This is a genomic window from Psychrobacillus sp. PGGUH221, from assembly GCF_042055255.1.
Taxonomy (GTDB): Bacteria; Bacillota; Bacilli; order Bacillales_A; family Planococcaceae; genus Psychrobacillus.
Genome location: NZ_JAQMHQ010000001.1, coordinates 689,835 through 710,790 on the forward strand (window position 1 = coordinate 689,835; position 20,956 = coordinate 710,790).

Consider the following 20,956-nt stretch of genomic DNA (forward strand, 5'->3'; position numbering starts at 1 on the left):
TTCGTTGTAAGCTCATGAACTTATGTTATCTTCGCTTCCAACTTGATTGACAAGCTTTTTCGTTCAGACTGAAAGTAAAACTACTTATCAAGCATCTTTTTGTTTCGATCTACTACCCGCTGCAAATAAAACATGTAGAGTTCCATTTCTTCTTGTGTGGCAGATTGAGAGACAACGTTAGTAGATAGATGTTGTAAGATTTGTTGGGTGCGAATGACGATATCTTCCACTGTAAAAGAGGCATCCAGTAATTCATTTAAAGATGCCATGACTTCTGGTTTGATTACTGGATAACTAAATTTAGTTTCTTCCCCTTGTACACCAATTTCATAAAATTGACGGATTAAATCTGCTCGCTCGCTTCCACTACCTTCCACACATAAATAAACTTGAACGGCGATTCCTTGACGCAGTCTTCTCTGAGAAATTCCAGCAAACTTCTTTCCACCAATACTTAAATCATATGAACCTGGACAATACGATCCTACAATTTCATAAGCTTCAATTTTCCCTTCTGCTTCTGGGAATAATAGACGAACAAATTCAAGCATTACTTCATATCCAGTAGGAATATCAATAGACTGATCGATTTCAGATAAGACAATTGAAATATTAAGAACTCCTTCATCCAAAACAACCGCAAGTCCACCAGAATTACGAACTATCGGAGAATACCCTCGTGTACGTATGAAATTCTGTGCATCCTCTACAAACGGGAGACGATGATCTTGAATTCCAAGCACAACCGTATTGTCGTGTACCCATGTTCGAACCGTTGCGGGGGACTGCCCTTGCCCAACTAAATGGCATAGCAAATCATCCGAAGCAAAGGACTCTAAGGCAGAACGACTTTTTCCACTAAGCGATTGATCCCAAAATCGCCATGTTTCTTGCTGTAATAAATCTTCTATTTGAGACATTTAGTTAACTCCTTAATTCAACACTTGTGCTGCTGTAATGTAAGCCAGCTTATATACATCCTCTGCAGAACATCCGCGTGACAAATCGTTTACTGGTGCATTCAATCCTTGTAGAATAGGTCCAATTGCTTCAAATCCACCTAAACGTTCCGCAATTTTATATCCTATATTCCCAGCTTCCAGTGATGGAAAAACAAATACATTTGCATCCCCTTGCACAACCGCTTCAGGTGCTTTTTTTGCAGCGATTGCTGGGACGATACTAGCATCAAATTGCAATTCACCTTCTATCGCAACATTTGGGGCTAATTTCTTTGCCATTTCTGTTGCTTTCACTACTTTCTCGGTCTCTTCTGATTGTGCAGAGCCTTTGGTAGAAAAAGATAGCATTGCAACTTTTGGTTTTATTCCGAAAGCTGCAGCAGTTTTCACACTTTCTACTGCAATTTCTGCCAAATCTTCACTCGTTGGGGCTATTGTAATTGCACAATCTGCAAATACATAACGAAGGTCGTCTTTCACCATAATAAAAGCCCCGCTTGTTTTAGAGATACCTGGCTTTGTCTTAATAATTTGAAGTGCAGGTCTCACCGTTTCAGCTGTTGTATGTGCTGCTCCACTTACTAATCCGTTCGCTCTCTTTGTATACACAAGCATAGTTCCAAAATAATTAACGTCTTTTAATAGCTCTCTGGCCTCATCTTGGGTAACTTTTCCTTTACGTCGTTCTACTAATGCCTGCACCAGCTCATCTATTTCTTCATACGTTTCAGGGTCAATAACGGTGAGATTTTTAGGAAGACTTTGAGAAGTGCCAATTACAACCGGCTTTATTATTCCTTCTTCTTGAAGTTTTAATGCAGCTTCAATAATACGTTCATCCGTTCCTTCAGGCAGCACAATGGATATATTGGCATTTCTTAATTTATCTTTTAACTCTTGAAATAAATCTGCCATATTTAGCCCTCCTACTATCTTTTTCGTTAATTCAAGCATACACGACTTTGTCACACATTGTCATGCGTAAGTGCATGCTAAACGGGAAAGTTTGGCGGTTGTATGATACACTAAAAATGCGAAATTTTAATTAAAAGGAGTGTCTTACTCAATGAATGAAGCAGCAATTACACTAGATGGTTGGTACGTATTACATGATTTCCGACAAATGGACTGGGCATCATGGAAGCAAGTTGATCCAGAACTTCGTAAACAAGCTACGGATGAATTTGTCGCATTCCTAGACGAATTACAACAAGCAGATGACGCAAAAACAGGCGCACATGCATTTTACACAATTGTAGGCCAAAAAGCCGATTTCATGTTAATGACATTACGTCCAACAGTGGATGAACTTCAAGAACTAGAAGCAAAGTTTAATAAATTAACAATTGCGGATTTTACAATCCCTGCTTACTCTTATGTTTCTGTAGTTGAATTGTCTAATTATCTTGCTGGCGAATCTAACGAGGATCCATATCAAAATCCACATGTACGTGCTCGTTTATACCCAGAGCTTCAACGTTCACAATACATTTGCTTCTATCCGATGGACAAGCGTCGCGATGGCAATGATAACTGGTATATGCTTTCTATGGATGATCGCCGTGCATTAATGGCTAGTCACGGGAAAATCGGCCGCGGTTATGCAGGAAAAGTAAAACAAATTATATCTGGTTCTGTCGGATTCGATGATTTCGAATGGGGCGTTACTTTATTCTCAGATGATGTACTTCAATTTAAAAAATTAGTATATGAAATGCGTTTTGACGAAGTAAGTGCTCGTTATGCAGAATTCGGTTCATTCTTCATCGGTACCATTCTTGCAGGAGAAAAACGCTTAGAGTTTTTCAATATTTAATCGTTACAAAAAGCTGCAGCTTATGCAGCTTTTTTTATTTAGCATCCATGCATTTCGGTATGATGATAGATCTCCTTGCATAGTGTAGTGTAGGAGGTGATGCGTTGGCAGTAATCCAATACAATGATAAACAACTGGATTTACTAGCAAGGCTAATGCGTGCTGAGGCAGAGGGTGAAGGCGATCTGGAATGCTTATGGTAGGGAATGTCGGAGTGAACCGAGTTCTTGTCTACTGCCTAGATTTCAAAGATATCCGTAACCTGGAAGAAATGGTTTTTCAAAGTCCTGGTGGATTTGAAGCAATACAAAAATCCTATTTTTATCAACGAGCACGGGATTCTTATAGCTAAACGGGTTGTTCAAGGCGAACGCTTTTATCCTGCAGAACGCTCATTATGAATTTTTGAACCCCCAGGCGATTGTCCTCCCCAATGGTATAACCAATGGAACGCCGGACGTTATAAAGCACATTGCTTCTACTCTCCTACAACTACAGATTGTCCAAATATCTAAAAAGAAAGGATGTATGAATGGTTCAATATTATTGGTACCCTGGAGGCTATCCACAACCACAACCACAACAACAGCAACAAATGACCCCACCAAACATTCAACCAACCACACCCGCAGCCGCTCGTCAGGAAGAATCCTACATTGAAAACATTTTAAGAATGAACAAAGGAAAGCTTGGTACCTTTTATTTCACTTTCGAAAATAATAAGGAATGGAACGCCAAAGTGATTAAAGGCTATATCGAAGCTGCTGGTCGAGATCATGTCATTCTTAGTGATCCTAGCGGAAAAAGATACTTAATGCTTATGATTTACTTAGATTATGTAACATTTGATGAGGAAATCAACTACAATTTATAAAATGAAAAGCTTATCCGTTTTCAAGGATAAGCTTTTTAATTTGAACTCGACTAACGAATTGGTATCTCTTATACAATTATAGAATATCTCACTTTAAGGATAACTATGTGAAATGGTCTCGGTTATGTGGATATTGGTCTTGATTATGCTAGAATTAGTCTCGCTCCTGGACAAATTAGTCTCGTTTATCGGTGAACTTGTCTCGTTCCGCCATTTTCTAATAGTTTCTAGAAAATAATTACAAGCCAAGAAGTCTCGAGAATAAATTCTGAAAATTTACTGCATGTGATGAATTTTTAGATTATGATTACTAACAGGGAGGGAATTACATGGAAACTTTCTTAGCAATTTTGCCATTGATTTTTTGGTTATTGATTTTTGTAGTGATAATTATTGCCATTGTTCGGGCTACAAAAAGATCGAATAGAAGAAGAATCCTTGAATTGGAAGAAGAAAATAAACGACTTAAAGAGAATCAAAATATATAAATAAAAATGGAATATTAAACGGGTCAGCTCATTTAAATGGGCTGTTTTTTGTTGTAAAAAAACACCGCTATAGGCGGTGTTAAAATGAATGTTAAGATAGTATTCAACTTAGCGTTTAAAATTACCTGTCTTTTCAATACATAACGGGGATGATTATTTTTGGCCTTCCAATTAATTAACTTGCATATTTTACTGCAGCAACGATTAACATGATCCATCCGACTAAAAACGCTACGCCACCGATTGGTGTGATGGCACCAAGAACACTAATACCTGATAAGCTCAATACGTATAGGCTTCCGGAGAATAAAATGATTCCTACTAAAATAAGATAACCTGCAGTATTCAAGGATGACACATGACCGATTAATTTTTCACTCATCAATATGCCAATTGCCACTAGTGCAAGTGCATGAAACATTTGATACTGTACAGCAGTTTCCCAAGTAGCTAAATATTTTTCTGATAAAGTTGCTTTTAAAGCATGTGCACCAAATGCCCCTAGTGCAACCGAAAGAAATCCATTGATAGCCCCTGCAATGATAAATAATTTCATATTGACCTCCTACTTTCTATTAAAAATCAAATAATGATTCTCCATTTGCATCGTCTTCTTTTAATACACTCGATTGCGTAGATACTTTTGGAGCTGTTGGAACCGTGCTTAAAACAGGAGGTAAAGTTGCCGAGGAATCTAACACGACATCACATAATGCACGAATCGCAACTAATGCCTCTCTTGTCGATTGTTCATTCGTTTCCATTTTTGCTTTATGCACTTGTTTTTCTATTTGCATTAATATTTGTTCACTAGAAATCATTTCTTATGACCCTCCCCTTGCTTCGGTTCAAATTTCAAGCACTCCATCCCAGATGTACGTTTCACCAATACAGACGGAAGCTCTTTCGTTTTAAACCCATAAGCCCTACAGCCACGTGGATGACCTGCATCCCATGTAGTAAAAAAGTGTCGGCATTTAAAACAGTTTACGGCCAATTCACTCCCCCACTTTCCATTCCATATACTAGCATAACTAGAGGCAAAAATCGATTGGCTTCTCTCCCCATGCTGCTAGCTGTGCATTTATTTTAGAATAGGGCTTGCTTCCAAAAAAACCTCTATGTGCACTGAGTGGGCTCGGGTGTGGGGCTTCTAGAATAACATGCTTACTTGTATCTATCAGTTTCTTTTTTAGTTGTGCCGGCTTACCCCACAAGACAAAAATGATCGGCTCTTCTCTATCAGATAGCTTAGTTATAATGGTATCCGTGAGTACTTCCCACCCCTGTCCTTTATGTGAATTAGCCTCTCCTGCACGAACCGTTAAAACCGTGTTGAGCAATAATACTCCTTGTTTTGCCCAGCTTTCTAAATAACCACTTGTAGGAAGAGGACAACCGATATCTTCCAAAAGTTCTTTGAACATATTGCGTAAGCTTGGTGGAATCGCAACTCCTGGCTTTACAGAAAAACTCATACCATGGGCTTGTCCCGGCCCGTGATACGGATCTTGACCAAGAATTACTACCTTCACTTCGTTAAAAGGCGTGGCACGAAGAGCACTTCCGATATCCACCCGTGCTGGATAAATAGTATGTTCTGTGTACTCCTTGTCTAGAAAGTCGTTTAGTTTTAAGAAGTATGACTTACTACGTTCTTCGTCTAATATTTCTTTCCAAGTTGTCATGACACATCACTCCTTAAATTCAACCTGTACATCAAAATCTACCAATCCGAACATTTCTTTTACAGATGTTGCAGCATTTTCTTCTGCAAGTTGCAATAGACCTTGTCCTGTTGCCTCTTCTATCATCATTTCCTTGGCAGTTTCAGCAAGCTCGTATGCTTCTTCTATATCCGCTTTTTCACGGAATAATCCTTCATAAGAAAATACTTCTACTTGATCAAATAAAATTTCTGGTCCTCCTAAAAATTGAGCTTTAGGTAATGTTAGTTCTGCAGTTTTATTTTTCTCATCCACTTTTATATCAGCATTTGTTACTTGAGAGAAGTCCACTCCTGCTTTTACCGAACCAGGGACAACTACGAGTAATTGTCTTTTTGTTCCTGGCAAATCAATACCGATTTCTTTTCCAAATACCGCGTTATCTTGTCGTTCAATAATTACTTTTGTAAATGCTTGAGCAGTCGATAATTCATTCAAGGCTTGTACCTGCTCCAGAAACGATCCTTTGCTTTCCGTGAATGTACTTCCTTTTATTGCCCAAAAAGCAGCAAATGGTAAGGCAGCTAATAATAGAAGAACAGCAATAACTAAAACCATAAAAGTTTTAAAACGCAGATTGGATAAAACACGCGGTACCTTCCAAAATCCGAATCCTTTTCTAGTTGGATTTTCTACAATGGTAGCTGCTGATTCTTTCTGTGCTTTTAACTCTTCTAATAGTTTTTCCATTTCACGAATTTTTTTATCGTCGTTTCGCATGTCATCCCCTCTTTTCCTCTTAATCTCTTACGTTTAACAGTACCGAAAAGTTTCTATATTAACAACTATCCAATACATGATAGGATAATAAAAAGGAGACATGCAAATGGCCGATTTACATTTTCGTGAAAAACTAAAAAATATAGAAAAAGCTGCTAGTACGTCGAATGAAGTTCCAGAAAAAGCTAAAAATATTGGAATGGGTTGCTTTACTTTGGGAATGATTCTATTAATAGCATTTCTTATCTTTTTAGCATTTTCTTTATTTATAAACGGAATACTCATAGGATCTAGTATTTGTTTTATCATTGCAATTATTTTAGTATTTGTTTTAATTAAATTATGGACTGCTCCAAAACTACCTTAAACAAAATAATGATCTAATCTGTTATAATTAAAAATATTATATAATGCAAAGAAAAAGGAGAAATTACACCATGTCTATCAAAAAAACATTAACGATTGCAGGCTCTGATACTTCAGGCGGCGCTGGAATACAAGCAGATTTAAAAACGTTCCAAGAGCATGGAACTTACGGAATGAACGTATTAACTGTTATTGCTACGATGGATCCTGACAATGGATGGAGCCACGGAGTATACTCTATTCCCGTTGAGGAAATTAAGCGTCAAGCAAAAACAGCATTATCAACAGATGTTGATGCTATAAAAACAGGAATGTTAAGTACAGAAGAAATTATCGAGACAGCTGGTAATATTATTGAAGAATCTGGAGTAAGCAGTGTTGTTATAGATCCGGTGATGGTTTGTAAAGGTGAGGATGAAGTGTTGAACCCTGGTACTGTGGATGCAATGATCGAGTTTTTACTTCCACGTGCTTTAGTTGTGACACCTAATCTGTTCGAAGCTGGACAACTTTCTGGACTTGGCGCATTAAAAACTGTGGAAGACATGAAAGCTGCTGCCGAAAAAATACATGCACTTGGTGCAAAAAATGTTGTAGTTAAGGGCGGTAAACAATTAGCACATGAAAAAGCAGTAGACTTATTCTATGATGGACAAACTCACACATTATTAGAAACAGAAAAAACAGAAACAACTTACAATCATGGTGCTGGTTGCACATTCGCTGCTGCAATTACAGCAAACTTAGCAAATGGACTGACAGTGTCGGATGCAGTATTCGAAGCAAAAGAATTTGTTTCTGCAGCAATTACACATGGTTGGAAACTAAACCAATACGTTGGACCTGTTCTTCACGGAGCGAAAGGTAAATTCGGTGCACCCGAAGTTACCACTACTATCGTTTAATATTATTTCTAATTTCTCGCAAAGTCTCTTTGGCTTTGCGAGTTTTTTGTTTTGATCATTAATAGCTCAATCATTCGCATCAAAAACATTTTTTCATTATACTAATAAAAGACAGTATGCTAGGAGGCTATTTAAAAATGGAACTTGTCCATGTAGAGCAGTTACAAGAGCTTTTAAATAATTTTGCAAACGAAGATGTTTATATACATTTAGAAACAACGAATGGTGCTTATGCAACTCATTTTAATGAGAATGTTTTTAATGCAGGTGCTTTTATTCGCAATGTGGTTATACGTTATGAACTTGGAAAAGTAGCCGGTGAGGCACCACATCGAGTTGGCCTTAAACTTCCGCACGGTTGGGTTTATGCCCAAGGAATCACACATTATGAGTTAGATGAGCATGGTCGATTATTAATGGCAGGTCATGATCAAAGCGGAAAACTTGCAGTTGCACTTCAAATTAGCAGAACACCATTCACTTATTAAGGAGGAATTGAAATGACTTTACCAATGGAACGACACGTTTTGGTCGTATTCCCTCATCCAGATGACGAAGCTTTCGGTGTTTCTGGTACGATTGCTACATATATAAAACAGGGAATTCCCGTAACATATGCTTGCTTAACGTTAGGAGAAATGGGAAGAAACTTAGGCAACCCTCCGTTTGCAACACGCGAAACACTACCTCAAATTCGAAAACAAGAACTTCTTGCTTCTGCAAAGTCTATGGGTGTGACAGACCTTCGAATGATGGGTCTTCGAGACAAAACAGTAGAATTTGAAGATGATGAAAAAATGGTAGAACTGATGGAGAATTTAATAAAAGACACAAACCCCTCTCTAGTTATTACATTCTATCCAAACTATGCAGTACATCCTGATCATGACGCTACTGGTCGTGCGATGATACGAGCTGTCCGTCGTATGCCAGAAGAAAAACGTCCTACAGTGTATGCACTTGCGTTTTCAAACAATTCAAGAGAAGTTCTTGGAGAGCCAGACGTAATTCATAATATTAAAGAATCAAAAGAAGAAAAAATGGGTTCCATGAGAGCACATATTTCTCAAACAGCTTGGATGCTCGAGGAAATGGAGAAACGGTTAGCAGATGGTGAACCAGAAGCAGAAAATTGGCTTCATTATGAACGTTTCTATACGTACAATTTTAGTAAAGATTTCGAATAATGGAACATAACGCAATCCTATAGACTTCCCATATTAAATGAATTAATATGTATGAATGATTACACCAAACGCATATTTATTCATTTACAGAAAGTTGGTCTAACACTTTGAAAAAGTTTTCACTGTCTACTTGGTTTCTATTCCTACTACCTTCTATAGTAGGTGTAATATTATTTATGATTCCTTTGCCAATTGAAGGAGCAACACAAATTCCCATTGCTTATTTTGCTAGTCTTCTTGCAGGAGTATTAGAACCAGTTATTCACTGGGTTTCTCTCGTAACAATGTCGATAGCAGCAATAGGTTCAGTGATGTTTTTATTCGTTCCTAAAAAGAATACATTTATTAATAATCTCTTTAAAGTAACCCCATTTTGGACCGTGACTCGTGTCATTGGAGCTATTTTTGCTTATATGATTGTTTTTGAAGTGGGACCGGAAGTCGTTCGTAATGAAAATACAGGTGGAATGTTATTAAGCCCTGATGGTTTGGTGTCCTTCCTATTTACTATTTTCTTGTTTGCGGGATTATTACTACCACTCTTATTGAATTTCGGATTACTAGAGTTTTTTGGTACGATGATGGTGAAAATCATGCGTCCATTGTTCAAACTTCCTGGTCGTTCTGCAGTTGATGCCTTAACTTCATGGGTAGGCGATGGAACAATTGGGGTTTTACTAACAAGCAGACAGTATGAGGAAGGTTACTACACGAAAAAAGAGGCGGCAATTATCGGTTCTACATTTTCAGTAGTATCCATTACATTTTGTATCGTCGTTCTCGAGGAAGTGGGACTATCCAATTACTTTATCCCTTATTACTTGACTGTTTTATTGTGTGGGGTTGTTCTAGCTTTTATTATGCCAAGAATCTATCCACTTGCTGGCAAGGAAGAAAACCATATTGACGGTCGACCGTTAGATTTAGAGGCGGAAAAGCACCCAGAAAATTATAATGCAATTACGCATGGCTTAGAAAATGCATTGAACACTGCGAATCGTAATAGATCTATTTATAAATTCTTTTCAGATGGCTTTAAAAATGTAATTGATATGTATATTGGCGTGGCACCGGTTGTTTTAGCATTCGGTACGATTGCATTAATGCTTGCGGAATATACTTCTGTCTTTACTATACTTGGTAAACCATTTGAGCCTTTGTTAATGCTATTCGGAATTCCTGAAGCTGCAGCAGCAGCACAAACGATGGTCGTTGGATTTGCTGACATGTTCTTGCCTTCTATTTTAGGTGCATCTATTGACTCTGAGATGACTCGTTTCTTTATCGCAACCATGTCTGTTACGCAGTTAATATACATGTCTGAAGTAGGCGGCTTGTTACTCGGCTCGAAAATTCCTGTTAACTTTAAAGATTTAATCGTTATTTTCTTGCTGCGTACACTTATTTCATTCCCTATCATTGCATTAGTTGCACATTTACTATTTTAAAAATCGTACACTTTCAATATTGGTTTCAATCGTTTCAACTTTGAAGGGTTGATTCGTGACTATCATCGCGACCAACCCTTCTTTTATCTGTAATCTTGTGGCGTACGTCAAAAAAAGCAGCGAGTCCTTTTACAAGGAACCCGCTGCTTTTTTCATTGTCAATTTTTCAAGCATATCTTTCGTCATCGCATCTAAATCATATTTATAAGTGAATCCCCACTCTGCTTCTGCTGCTGATGCATCAATCGAATCTGGCCAGCTATCTGCAATCGCTTGACGTACTGGATCTACCTCGTAGTTGATTGTAAATGTCGGAATAACCTTTTTAATAGATGCTGCAATTTGCTCGGGCTCGAAACTCATTGCCGTAACATTAAAAGCGTTACGATGAATTAACTTAGCCCCATCTGCCTCCATTAAATCCACGATAGATTGAAGCGCATCAGGCATATACATCATATCCATGAATGTCCCTGCAGCAATATAGGAAGTGTATTTCCCTTCCTTTAATGCCTTATAATAAATATCTACTGCATAATCGGTTGTACCCCCGCCTGGTAAAGTTTCGTTTGAAATCAAACCTGGAAAACGGACGCTTCGAGTATCTAAACCAAATTTATGAAAGTAATAGTCACAAAGAAGTTCTCCTGATACCTTATTCACTCCATACATAGTAGTTGGACGTTGCAGAGTATCCTGAGGTGTATTCTTTTTAGGTGTTGAAGGTCCAAATGCACCGATAGAACTCGGTGTAAAAAACTGCATATTTAAATCGCGAGAAGCTTCCAGTGCATTCACCAATCCACCCATGTTTAAGTTCCATGCAAGCAACGGCTTAGCTTCTGCAGTAGCCGATAAAAGTGCTGCCATATGAATCATCGTATCTGCTTGAAAATCTTTTGCCAACTCATGCATTTTTTCTCCATCTGTTACATCGAGAATTTTAAACGGTCCACTTTCGGACACTGCTGATGAAATGTTTCTTACATCGGTCGCCAATACATTATCAGCACCATACTCATTTCGAAGTTTTGTGACTAGTTCCGAACCAATCTGTCCTAAAGCACCAGTAACCATTATCTTTTTCATATAACTTTTCTTCCTTTCAAAAACATTTGTATTTATAGAGAGTACACAAATTATCTTAGGAACGTTGATATAACAATATTTTAATAAATTTTATTATACGCTGTTCGTTGGTGATATACAACAAGTGAATTTATTTAGTTTTGTATGTAGCTTATGCAAAAGGTTTAATTTAGAAACAATAGAAAAAGCAGCCATATCAATGGCTGCTTCCGAATTGTCGACAAAAGGTATCGAAAGGCTTTCCTCTAGATATCTCTTTTGACATTATTTATGTATTTTACCGGTGTAAATATTCCCAAATATGACGCTGCGTCAGCATCTCTAACTGTTCACGGTCATTGATTAGACTTATTGTCTTACTAACCCATCAGCTCTAATGATGTGTTTTTATGTAAATCCTTAACTTATATCATTATGTAATCATCCAATATATTGATTGGAGCGGAGGCGGCGACTCCAGCGGGAAAAGCGGGACAGTCGAGTCCCTGGACTGAGCTTTGCGAAGGAAGCGGCTCGGCCCCGCCCGCGGAAAGCGTCCGCCGGGGGCGGAAATCGCAATTCTATTAATCAAATTTTTTATTTTAGATGAAAAAGACTATAGATAAACTCAAAATCCTTAGAGTTTATCTATAGTCTGAAGCAGCAATATAAATGGCTGCTTTCCTTAGTTTTTTTATGAAATTACCCCAAGCTCTTTCCCTACTTTTTCATATATACCTAATGCTTCGTCGAGCATTTCTTTTGTGTGTGCTGCAGTGGGCATGTTCCGAACTCGGCCTGTGCCTTTTGGTACGGTTGGGAAGACGATAGATTTTGCGTATACACCTTCTTCAAATAATCGTTTGGAGAATTGTTGCGTCAGTTTTTCATCTCCAATGATACATGGTGTAATCGGTGTCTCAGAAGCACCAATATTGAAACCAAGTTTAGATAATCCGGCTTTCAAGTAGTCTCCATTTTCCCAAAGCTTATCGTGTAACTCTGTAGAGTCTATAATCATTTGAACAGCAGCTGTAATTGCTGCTACGTCACCAGGTGGTAGGGCTGTGGAAAATAAAAACGGACGGGAACGAACTTTTAACCAGTCGATTAAATCCTTTTTACCTGCAACATATCCACCTACTACTCCGATTGCTTTAGATAACGTTCCGATTTGGAAATCGATTTCTTTCTCTAAACCGAAATGCTTTACAGTTCCTTTCCCTTTTCCTGTAACACCTGACCCGTGTGCGTCGTCAACATACGTAATGAGGTCGAATTCTTTTGCAATTTCTACGATTTCAGGAAGTTTTGCAATATCCCCGTCCATAGAAAATACGCCATCTGTGATGACCATTACTTTATTGTATAAGCCAGATTCAGTTGCCTCTTTTGCTTTTGCACGTAAATCATCCATATCCGAGTGGTTGAAAGCGATTATTTTCGCTTTCGAAAGTCGGCAACCGTCAATAATTGATGCATGGTTTAATTGATCTGAAAGGATCGCATCATTTTTGTCCATAACAGCTGATATTGCGGCCATATTACAGTTAAACCCTGATTGATAGGAAATTGCTGCTTCCGTTCCTTTAAACTCTGCCAGCTTTTTCTCTAGCTTAATATGAAGATCCAAAGTTCCATTAATTGTACGAACTGCTCCTGCTCCTACCCCGTACTTGTCCACCGCGTCTTTTGCAATACGTTTTAGTTCTGGGTTCGTTGCCAGACCCAAGTAATTATTAGAAGATAGGTTTATCAGTTCAGAACCATTTACAGTTATCTTCGCTCCGTTTGGGCCTTCTACTGGGTCGATTTCGTTATATAGCCCTTGGTTTTTCAATGCATCTAAGTTTTCTTTTAAAAAATTGTTTAATACGTTTGACAAGGTCATCTTCCTTTCAAGCGAAATAGTCTTTTCTATCTTACCATGATTAAAGCAAAAATAAAAAAACCGCTGACTAACATCAACGGTTTTGTGTTTGATAGGGAAATGGTTAGTTAAAATATTCTTCCATATTCCTCAAATATCTTAAGTTGATTGAAGCATGCTAATAAGTACCAACAGTCTCTATCATTTTATTTTGCAATTCTGTCCATTTATCTTCATCAATTGCACTATCGTATAGTTTCTTAATAACCTTTAAATCTCCTGCATACGTCGATATATAGTCTTGTGCTAGTTGCATCTCTTCTGAATATCTATGTTTCACTTCTGCAATCTTTTCTTCATTCACTAAGGATTGGTCTATATGAGGAAAGAAGTCAACTATTTCATCCCCTTCTCTTTCAGGCTCGTAAACGTGTGGACTGGTTGCGTCTACCAAACACATTTGTAACTCTGGAACGACAATTCCGTCTACGCTATTTGAATCCAACCCGCACCAAATAAGACGAGTATCTAATCCATGTTTCGTAGCTTCTTCTCCAAAGCTTTTGATGAAAGAAGACTTTCCACTACCAGGTAATCCCTTTATAAACAAACGAGACTTTAAGTTTTTAGAAATGGATTGTAACGTATCCTTAGCACCTACTGGAGTAAGTGATCCCATTAAACGATGCGTTACTGTTGGTTTCTTTTGTAGTGCTACATTACCAATCGCTGTCTTTTTTAATTGTGTCAGCAAATTGTTTATGCCATCCCATTGAATAGCAGGATGTGTGAGTTGCTCCCACTCATCATGAATTACCTTTGCACGACTTAATGCTTGGAGCCCTTTTGTTAACCATACCTCATTCGCAATTTGCTTATCACGAACGAGTGGACCGATATCATGAAGTTTTCTTTCATCGTAAGCATTATAATAAGGCACCCACTCATGTCCTGCGCCATAATAAGATGGATCTAAAGTATCTGTTTGTATATAAAGGGTTTTAGTATCCGTAATATACACTCCATCCAATACATCCTCTTGAAGGGGATCATAAAACCACTCCATATTATTCCCTCTTCGTAATGCTACATAGCCAATTTCCTTCAATATTTCTGTCAGTCGATAAGAGGTCGGTCCCTTTAAAAAGTAAACTTTTTTAGCTTCGTGTATGATTTCTTTATAAAAACTCTTAACTCCTTGGCCCGTATACGATTTCCCTATATAGTGTGTAATAGTACCGTTCATATCATCATCCTCTCTATCTTTCATTCAATGGATAATGTATGCTCACAAAAGTAGAATTATGAAAAAAAGCACTAAAAATCATTCCTGATTTTCAGCGCTTACTTTTGCGAATGGTAATGTATAGCCACATATTTTAAATAATAACTTTTGAGAGAGGGGCAAAGCATAGTGAACCAATTGTCCGAGTAATAATGCAATAATTACAGTACCTACTCCAACTGGTCCTCCAAGAGCCCACCCGACAAAGCCCACAATCACTTCTATGCCTGTCCGTACTTTTTTTATACTCCATCCCGTTTTTGCCATGATTAACAACATGAGAGAATCTCGCGGTCCAGCCCCCACATTAGGAGATACATAGACACCGACACCAATGGCCATGACAATCACTCCGAGTATGAAAATAATAAGTTGACCTATAAAACTAGTGATGTCTGGCAATAACCAATTAAACATATCTATGAAGGAACCAATGAAAAGTATATTTAGCCAGGTTCCTAATTGGGGCAATTTCTTCGTACCAATCATTGTTACGATCACGATAAATATACCTGTAAGTATAGCCCATGTTCCAATCGATAACCCTAAGTGTCTATATAGCCCAACATGCAAAACATCCCATGGACTTATCCCAAATTGTTGTCCTTTAATTGTCATCGAAATGCCTAACGACATGATCGTAACGCCTGCCACAAAAAATGCCCAGCGCCAAATTAATTCCTTTTTCATCAATAATCAACTCGTTTCATCTTTAAAAAACTATAATTTTAATTATATCTTTCTAGAGATGAAAAGCTAATCTTTTTCATTTTTACTTATTGCAGCAACTTTTCCTTTTGTCATTTTAAGCAAATCGGCTAACGTAAGTTTTACTTGGAGTCCTATTTTCCCACCACTTACAATGATAAACTCCATGTTATTAGCACTTATGTCAACAAGAGTAGGAAATAGTTTTTTCATTCCGAAGGGGGAGCATCCACCTCTTATATATCCTGTAGTCTGTAGCAAATCCTTTAGTGGTAGCAATTCTACTTTTTTCTCCCCTACTACTTTTGCTACTTCCTTTAAATTTAGTTCTTTATCTACTGGTATAATACAAACAAAATATTTTTGTGGTCCTGCGGTGACAATTAATGTTTTGAACACAACAAAAACGGGGTAGCCAATTTTTTTAGCTACAGATACCCCGTCTACTTGATCTCCTGTTAACTCATATTCAATTAAATCAAACGATATTTTTTGCTGTTCCAACATTCGAACAGCATTTGTTTTGTTTTTCTTCACCATATTTTGTTACTCCTAAGCTATTCGAAAGAAACTAGGCTGCATATCTGTAAAACCATTGCGTTTCATTTGTACTTGATAGGAATATTTGGCAATTGCCTGTTCTATTAATCGTTTTTTCTGTAAGTTCTCCAAATCCTCTTCTAACACTTTTGGAGATTGAAAATCCGCTTGAACAGAGCGATTGAAAACAGCTGCTTCATCTTCGATTTGTCTTTTTACTTCCAACTCTATTTGACGGTTTGCTTCTTGATTTAATATAATCTGTGATTGTACTTGCTGAATTTTTGCAGTCGCGCTAGCAGCAATTCTTACATCCTGTGGAGTTGGATTGGCTGGTTCTAGTGCTGAGCTCCGTACTTTTTCTAAAAGCTCAATTGTTCTTTCAGGTGTTGGTCCACCAATCGTTTGCACAGAAAGGCTTGGTCCTTTAATGTCCAGAATATTTTGCTGTTTACTAGTAGCACTCTCTATTTGTTGAAATTCACGGACTGCAGCACTTACTTCTGGTGAATCAAGTTCTCTCTCTTTATTTCCTAGTAATAAATCCTCTAATTCTGACAATGTAGGTACTTTCGGTTTAAAATACTCAGCTTGTCTTCGATATGCATCTCCTGCATCTTTACGTTGTATAGCTCTTTTCCTTTCTTCCAAGTTAGCAATCTGATGAGACATACCATTACCAGTAGATTTAACTATATTCATATAGGGTCACCCCTTTCTTAAAATTCTCCTATTTATCATTCTACCACTTTATCTGAATAATCAATCTTACTATAGTCATAAAGTTGTTCAAGCATATTTCTAGGACGAAAGAATCAAAAAAAGATGTTAAAAAAGCCTCTCTTCGACTTTTTTAACATCTTTTCAAGAAATATTGACTTAAAGACTTCTCATGCGACACGCTTCTGCACATTTTAGGCAAGCTTCCGCACATTTTTTACAATGCTCATGGTCGTGTTTCGCACATTCACGAGCACAGCTTTCACATATATCCGCACAAAGTCGACAAATTTCTTTTACAAAAGGGCTATTTGTAGTCATTGCTTGTATCGCAAATGCACAGGCATCCGCACACGCACGGTCTAATTGTATACATCCCGCCATCATTTTAATGTCATCTTCTCTTAAACAAGCATCAAAACATGTATTGCAAGCCTTGAGACATTCTATACAAGCTTCTAGACATTCATCATATTTAGAATTCATGTACTCACCTCCTAATAGTATAATTTCCTATAAAAAATGAGTTCAAACCGAATATGAAGAGTTATTTTGATGTTAGCTCACTTTCTGTTACCCATTTATGATTTTTTACTTCTTCTCCACCAGTCGTTGGAGTGTAATCTACCATATATACAGTAGTTTTTTCAGATGACTCTATTGTTCCTTTTGCTCCATCCATCCCTTCCATATGACTGGCCTCTATTGTGACTTCGGTTCCTGGTTCTAATGTTTTGCGACCAGCATTTTTAATTTCTTCTTGAATGATCCATTTATGGTTCTCTACTTTTTCACCTCCAGTAGTTGGAGTATAAGAAATTACATAAGCAGTCGTATTATAAGCTCCTACAATCGTCGCTTCTGCATCTTTCATGCCATTCATGTGATCCGTTTTCAAAATTGCTTTACTTTCAACCGGGTAGGTCGGATTATCTGCCTCTTTTAAACCAGCAGGAATCACGCCTGAGCTAGAATGATTCATTTCTGAATGGTTCATCTCATGACCCTCAGTTGTACTTGGCTCCTCTTTGTTATTTCCACATGCCACCAACGTAAATATAGTAAATAGCGAAACTAATCCTAACAAAAACTTTATCTTCATCGTATTCCTCCTTATAGCTATTTTTTACCTTTATTAATTTTAATAAAACAAGAAAACTATTCCTTTTATGGATACGAGTTCTTCACAATAGTAATTGCTCGTTAAATTTATTTCTCTAGCTTGACTCGTTGTAATCGTAGAGCATTGAGAACAACCGATACAGAACTGAAAGCCATGGCTGCACCGGCTACCCAAGGTGCCAATAACCCTACTGCCGCAATTGGAATACCTAAAGTATTATAAGCGAATGCCCAAAATAAATTTTGTTTAATATTCTTCATTGTTTTATGACTCATAATGATCGCATCCGCTATACTGTTTAAGTCTCCACGTATCAATGTAATATCTGCCGCTTCCATCGCCACATCTGTCCCTGTTCCAATAGCCATACCGATATCCGCTACTGCCAACGCTGGCGCATCATTAATACCGTCACCAACCATAGCAACTTTCTTGCCACTCTCCTGCAGTTTTTTTACTTCATCCGCTTTTCCCTCAGGAAGTACTTCTGCAATAACATGGTCAATTCCAACCTCTCTACCAATTGCAGTAGCTGTTCTTTCGTTATCACCTGTCATCATAATAACGTCAATATTCATTTCTTTTAACCGTTTAATGGCTTTTTTAGAAGAGTCTTTAATCGTATCAGCGACTGCAATAAGTCCTGCATATGTCCCTTCTATACTTGCTAACATCGCTGTTTTTCCGTTAGCTTCTAATTCCTCCATAACAATTTGAATACCGGAAATGTCCACATTATATTGATTCATTAGCTTTCTGGTTCCTACAATAATCTCTTTTCCATTTATAGTTGTTTTAACGCCATAACCAGGGATAGCCTCAAAGTGTTGAACGCTTTCAAGCTGTATATTACGCGCTTGAATCCCTTGAACAATCGCTTCAGCAAGAGGATGTTCCGACTGTTTCTCCGCTGCACCAATTAAAGCTAAAAATTCTTCTTCATTTACTCCATCAGCTACGATTACATCGGTTAACTCAGGCTTTCCATTAGTTACTGTTCCCGTTTTATCAACAATGACCGTATCAATATGATGAGTAGTTTCTAAATGTTCTCCACCTTTAAATAGGATTCCAAACTCTGCAGCACGACCAGAACCAGCCATAATCGAAGTTGGCGTCGCAAGTCCTAAAGCACAAGGACATGCAATGACTAGAACTGCAATTAGCGCTTCTAATGCAGGTGTAAATTCACCTGGAACAACCCATATAATCCACACTAAAAAGGTAATAATCGCAATACCGATTACTATAGGCACAAACACACCTGAAATTTTATCAGCAAGTCTCTGAATAGGAGCTTTAGAGCCCTGCGCGTCCTCTACCACTTTAATAATTTGAGCAAGAGCAGTGTCTCTGCCAATTTTGGTTGCTTTCATTTTAAGAAAACCATTTTTATTTATAGTAGAACCAAACAATGTATCCCCAATTGTTTTATCTACAGGAATGCTTTCTCCTGTAAGCATTGACTCGTCAACAGCTGTGTTTCCTTCTATTACCTCACCATCGACTGGAATCTTTTCACCAGGCTTTACTAAAATAATTTCCCCTGTGATCACTTCTTCTAGTGGTATTTCTACTTCCGTTTCATTTCTAATGACTAATGCTGTTTTTGCCTGTAATCCCATCAGCTTTTTAATAGCCTCAGAAGATCGTCCTTTAGCTCTAGCTTCAAACAATTTTCCTAATAAAATCAAGGTAATTAATACAGCACTTGTTTCAAAGTAAAGCTGAGCACTATGATGCTCACCTGCCATAATAATCGCTTGATACACACTATAAAAATAGGCAGCGGATGTTCCCATTACGACAAGTACATCCATATTCGCACTTTTATTTCGCAATGCTTTATACGCGCTGACATAAAACTGTTTACCAATGATGAATTGAACAGGTGTAGCTAGCGCCATTTGAACCCACGGATTCATTAGAATGTCGGGCATATAAATGAACGACGTAAATGAAAAATGTCCAACCATAGTCCACAACAAGGGTAAAGATAAAATAGCAGAAAGGATAAATTTTCTTTTTTGTTTCTGTATTGCCTGCTCTCTATAATCTATTGCTTCCTTTTCATTCTCTTTATTGTGTGCCTCATAGCCAAGCTTTTCGACACGAGAAATAATATCCATAACGGAAACTTGAGATGGATTATATTCAACCGTTGCATTTTCGAGAGCTAAATTGACATTAGCACTAGATACACCTTCCAGCTTACTCAGTCCCTTTTCAATTCTCGTTGCACAGGCAGCACACGTCATTCCTGTAATAGCAAACTCCTTTTTCTCTTTGGCAACACCATACCCAAGATCTTGAATTTTCTTTTCGAAATCTTTGTCATTGAGTTTTTCAGGATTAAATTTAATCACTGACTTTTCAAGTGCCAAGTTTACATTTGCCTCTTCCACTCCATCCATTTTCTTTAAGCCTTTTTCAATTCTTGTTGCACAGGCAGCACATGTCATCCCTGTAATTTGAAGACTTGTTTCTTTTAACCCACTTCTCATCCTTTTTCACCTCTTCTTTATATACGGTTAGGGGGTATATTTTAATGTAAGAAAGAGAGTGCTCCAAGAAGCACTCATAATTTATTGAACATCGTATCCTTGATCGTCGATTGTTTCTTTAATTTTTTCTACAGTTACTTTTTCATCGTTAAATGATACATCTACTTTTCCTGATTCTAAATGAACCTTTACTTGTTCAACGCCATCTAACTTCCCAACACTACCTTCTACTGAGTTAACGCAATGACCACATGACATTCCTTGTACTTGTAATGTAACTTGATTTACCATTTAAATTTCCTCCTTTATTTTTTCATTAGTTTTTGTATTGTTACTAACAATTCATCTAGAACTTCGTCGTCACCCTCAGCTAGCCTATCAACCACACAGCCCTTTAAATGACCCTGTAAAAGTACCTTCGCAACACTGTTTAGAGCCGACTGAGTTGCAGAAAGTTGAGTAATGATATCGTCGCAATAGACATCCTTTTCGACCATACCTTTAATTCCTCTTATCTGCCCTTCAATACGATTCAAACGATTCGTTAAGTCTTTTTTTACATGTTCAGGGTGATGACTTTTTCTACAAGAAATGTCAGATGCATTTGTACTTTCTTCTAATACATTGTCCAACTAAGCAACCTCC

General features: G+C 37.7%; 25 protein-coding genes and 1 pseudogene. 9 read left to right on the forward strand and 17 right to left on the reverse strand.

Annotated features, from left to right (window positions below; translation table 11 throughout):
• Positions 1 to 80: 80 nt before the first annotated feature.
• Positions 81 to 920 carry an octanoyl-[GcvH]:protein N-octanoyltransferase gene (gene lipL / locus PGC35_RS03165; RefSeq protein WP_375218162.1) on the reverse strand — a complete coding sequence of 280 codons (840 nt, stop codon included), beginning with the start codon at positions 918 to 920 and terminating at the stop codon, positions 81 to 83.
• A 12-nt stretch (positions 921 to 932) separates the two neighbouring features.
• Positions 933 to 1,877: a phosphate acetyltransferase gene (gene pta / locus PGC35_RS03170; RefSeq protein ID WP_375218163.1), complete on the reverse strand. Its 945-nt coding sequence runs from the start codon at positions 1,875 to 1,877 to the stop codon at positions 933 to 935.
• Between the two features lie 151 nt (positions 1,878 to 2,028).
• Here pta and hemQ point away from each other — a divergent pair, with 151 nt between their 5' ends.
• The 4 genes and pseudogenes from hemQ (at position 2,029) to PGC35_RS03190 (ending at position 4,140) form a co-directional block, all read left to right on the forward strand.
• The gene (gene hemQ / locus PGC35_RS03175; RefSeq protein WP_053590579.1) at positions 2,029 to 2,778 is read left to right on the forward strand and encodes a hydrogen peroxide-dependent heme synthase; all 750 of its coding nucleotides are present in this window, start codon (positions 2,029 to 2,031) and stop codon (positions 2,776 to 2,778) included.
• A 104-nt stretch (positions 2,779 to 2,882) separates the two neighbouring features.
• Positions 2,883 to 3,293 (forward strand): annotated as a pseudogene (locus tag PGC35_RS03180) (cell wall hydrolase).
• A 17-nt stretch (positions 3,294 to 3,310) separates the two neighbouring features.
• On the forward strand, positions 3,311 to 3,652 hold the full coding sequence (gene gerQ / locus PGC35_RS03185) for a spore coat protein GerQ (RefSeq protein ID WP_053590580.1): 342 nt from the start codon (positions 3,311 to 3,313) through the stop codon (positions 3,650 to 3,652).
• A 329-nt stretch (positions 3,653 to 3,981) separates the two neighbouring features.
• Positions 3,982 to 4,140, forward strand: coding sequence for a hypothetical protein (locus PGC35_RS03190; protein ID WP_275789203.1), 159 nt, complete (start codon positions 3,982 to 3,984; stop codon positions 4,138 to 4,140).
• A 175-nt stretch (positions 4,141 to 4,315) separates the two neighbouring features.
• On the opposite strand, the gene PGC35_RS03195 is transcribed toward PGC35_RS03190, so the two are convergent.
• The 4 genes from PGC35_RS03195 to PGC35_RS03210 all read right to left on the reverse strand — a co-directional run bounded on the left by PGC35_RS03195 (position 4,316) and on the right by PGC35_RS03210 (position 6,587).
• Complete coding sequence (locus tag PGC35_RS03195; protein WP_275789201.1) at positions 4,316 to 4,696, reverse strand: DUF423 domain-containing protein; 381 nt, start codon at positions 4,694 to 4,696, stop codon at positions 4,316 to 4,318.
• 19 nt (positions 4,697 to 4,715) lie between these two features.
• Positions 4,716 to 4,961 (reverse strand): YwdI family protein, encoded by a 246-nt coding sequence (locus PGC35_RS03200; protein WP_375218164.1) that lies wholly within the window; start codon positions 4,959 to 4,961, stop codon positions 4,716 to 4,718.
• 213 nt (positions 4,962 to 5,174) lie between these two features.
• The gene (locus tag PGC35_RS03205; protein WP_375218165.1) at positions 5,175 to 5,828 is read right to left on the reverse strand and encodes a uracil-DNA glycosylase; all 654 of its coding nucleotides are present in this window, start codon (positions 5,826 to 5,828) and stop codon (positions 5,175 to 5,177) included.
• Positions 5,829 to 5,834: 6 nt separating this feature from the next.
• On the reverse strand, positions 5,835 to 6,587 hold the full coding sequence (locus PGC35_RS03210) for a DUF4230 domain-containing protein (RefSeq protein ID WP_053590585.1): 753 nt from the start codon (positions 6,585 to 6,587) through the stop codon (positions 5,835 to 5,837).
• A gap of 106 nt (positions 6,588 to 6,693) precedes the next feature.
• Between PGC35_RS03210 and PGC35_RS03215 the strand changes: the two genes are divergently transcribed.
• The 5 genes from PGC35_RS03215 (at position 6,694) to PGC35_RS03235 (ending at position 10,493) form a co-directional block, all read left to right on the forward strand.
• On the forward strand, positions 6,694 to 6,954 hold the full coding sequence (locus PGC35_RS03215; protein WP_056828147.1) for a hypothetical protein: 261 nt from the start codon (positions 6,694 to 6,696) through the stop codon (positions 6,952 to 6,954).
• 70 nt (positions 6,955 to 7,024) lie between these two features.
• A complete protein-coding gene (gene thiD, locus PGC35_RS03220; protein WP_056828150.1) occupies positions 7,025 to 7,858 on the forward strand; it encodes a bifunctional hydroxymethylpyrimidine kinase/phosphomethylpyrimidine kinase in 834 nt (277 codons plus the stop codon).
• A 137-nt stretch (positions 7,859 to 7,995) separates the two neighbouring features.
• Positions 7,996 to 8,346: a YojF family protein gene (locus tag PGC35_RS03225; protein ID WP_053590588.1), complete on the forward strand. Its 351-nt coding sequence runs from the start codon at positions 7,996 to 7,998 to the stop codon at positions 8,344 to 8,346.
• Positions 8,347 to 8,358: 12 nt separating this feature from the next.
• Positions 8,359 to 9,045 (forward strand): bacillithiol biosynthesis deacetylase BshB2, encoded by a 687-nt coding sequence (gene bshB2 / locus PGC35_RS03230; RefSeq protein ID WP_375218166.1) that lies wholly within the window; start codon positions 8,359 to 8,361, stop codon positions 9,043 to 9,045.
• A gap of 107 nt (positions 9,046 to 9,152) precedes the next feature.
• Entirely contained in the window at positions 9,153 to 10,493 is a 1,341-nt protein-coding gene (locus PGC35_RS03235) for a YjiH family protein (protein WP_056828152.1), read from the forward strand.
• 129 nt (positions 10,494 to 10,622) lie between these two features.
• On the opposite strand, the gene PGC35_RS03240 is transcribed toward PGC35_RS03235, so the two are convergent.
• The 11 genes from PGC35_RS03240 to PGC35_RS03290 form a co-directional block, all read right to left on the reverse strand.
• The gene (locus tag PGC35_RS03240) at positions 10,623 to 11,582 is read right to left on the reverse strand and encodes an L-threonine 3-dehydrogenase (protein ID WP_375218167.1); all 960 of its coding nucleotides are present in this window, start codon (positions 11,580 to 11,582) and stop codon (positions 10,623 to 10,625) included.
• Positions 11,583 to 12,255: 673 nt separating this feature from the next.
• On the reverse strand, positions 12,256 to 13,446 hold the full coding sequence (locus PGC35_RS03245) for a glycine C-acetyltransferase (protein WP_053590592.1): 1,191 nt from the start codon (positions 13,444 to 13,446) through the stop codon (positions 12,256 to 12,258).
• Positions 13,447 to 13,609: 163 nt separating this feature from the next.
• Positions 13,610 to 14,677: a hypothetical protein gene (locus PGC35_RS03250; protein ID WP_053590593.1), complete on the reverse strand. Its 1,068-nt coding sequence runs from the start codon at positions 14,675 to 14,677 to the stop codon at positions 13,610 to 13,612.
• A 78-nt stretch (positions 14,678 to 14,755) separates the two neighbouring features.
• A complete protein-coding gene (locus PGC35_RS03255; protein ID WP_375218168.1) occupies positions 14,756 to 15,406 on the reverse strand; it encodes a YczE/YyaS/YitT family protein in 651 nt (216 codons plus the stop codon).
• A gap of 66 nt (positions 15,407 to 15,472) precedes the next feature.
• A complete protein-coding gene (gene ybaK / locus PGC35_RS03260) occupies positions 15,473 to 15,964 on the reverse strand; it encodes a Cys-tRNA(Pro) deacylase (RefSeq protein ID WP_375218169.1) in 492 nt (163 codons plus the stop codon).
• A 12-nt stretch (positions 15,965 to 15,976) separates the two neighbouring features.
• Positions 15,977 to 16,666, reverse strand: a complete 690-nt coding sequence (locus PGC35_RS03265) for a hypothetical protein (protein ID WP_056828161.1) — start codon at positions 16,664 to 16,666, stop codon at positions 15,977 to 15,979.
• 177 nt (positions 16,667 to 16,843) lie between these two features.
• Entirely contained in the window at positions 16,844 to 17,170 is a 327-nt protein-coding gene (locus PGC35_RS03270) for a four-helix bundle copper-binding protein (protein ID WP_053590597.1), read from the reverse strand.
• A gap of 61 nt (positions 17,171 to 17,231) precedes the next feature.
• On the reverse strand, positions 17,232 to 17,786 hold the full coding sequence (locus PGC35_RS03275) for a YdhK family protein (RefSeq protein WP_375218170.1): 555 nt from the start codon (positions 17,784 to 17,786) through the stop codon (positions 17,232 to 17,234).
• 107 nt (positions 17,787 to 17,893) lie between these two features.
• Positions 17,894 to 20,311 carry a heavy metal translocating P-type ATPase gene (locus PGC35_RS03280; RefSeq protein WP_375218171.1) on the reverse strand — a complete coding sequence of 806 codons (2,418 nt, stop codon included), beginning with the start codon at positions 20,309 to 20,311 and terminating at the stop codon, positions 17,894 to 17,896.
• A gap of 81 nt (positions 20,312 to 20,392) precedes the next feature.
• Positions 20,393 to 20,602, reverse strand: a complete 210-nt coding sequence (copZ, locus tag PGC35_RS03285) for a copper chaperone CopZ (RefSeq protein ID WP_056828163.1) — start codon at positions 20,600 to 20,602, stop codon at positions 20,393 to 20,395.
• 14 nt (positions 20,603 to 20,616) lie between these two features.
• Positions 20,617 to 20,943 carry a metal-sensing transcriptional repressor gene (locus PGC35_RS03290; protein ID WP_053590601.1) on the reverse strand — a complete coding sequence of 109 codons (327 nt, stop codon included), beginning with the start codon at positions 20,941 to 20,943 and terminating at the stop codon, positions 20,617 to 20,619.
• Between the last annotated feature and the right edge of the window lie 13 nt (positions 20,944 to 20,956).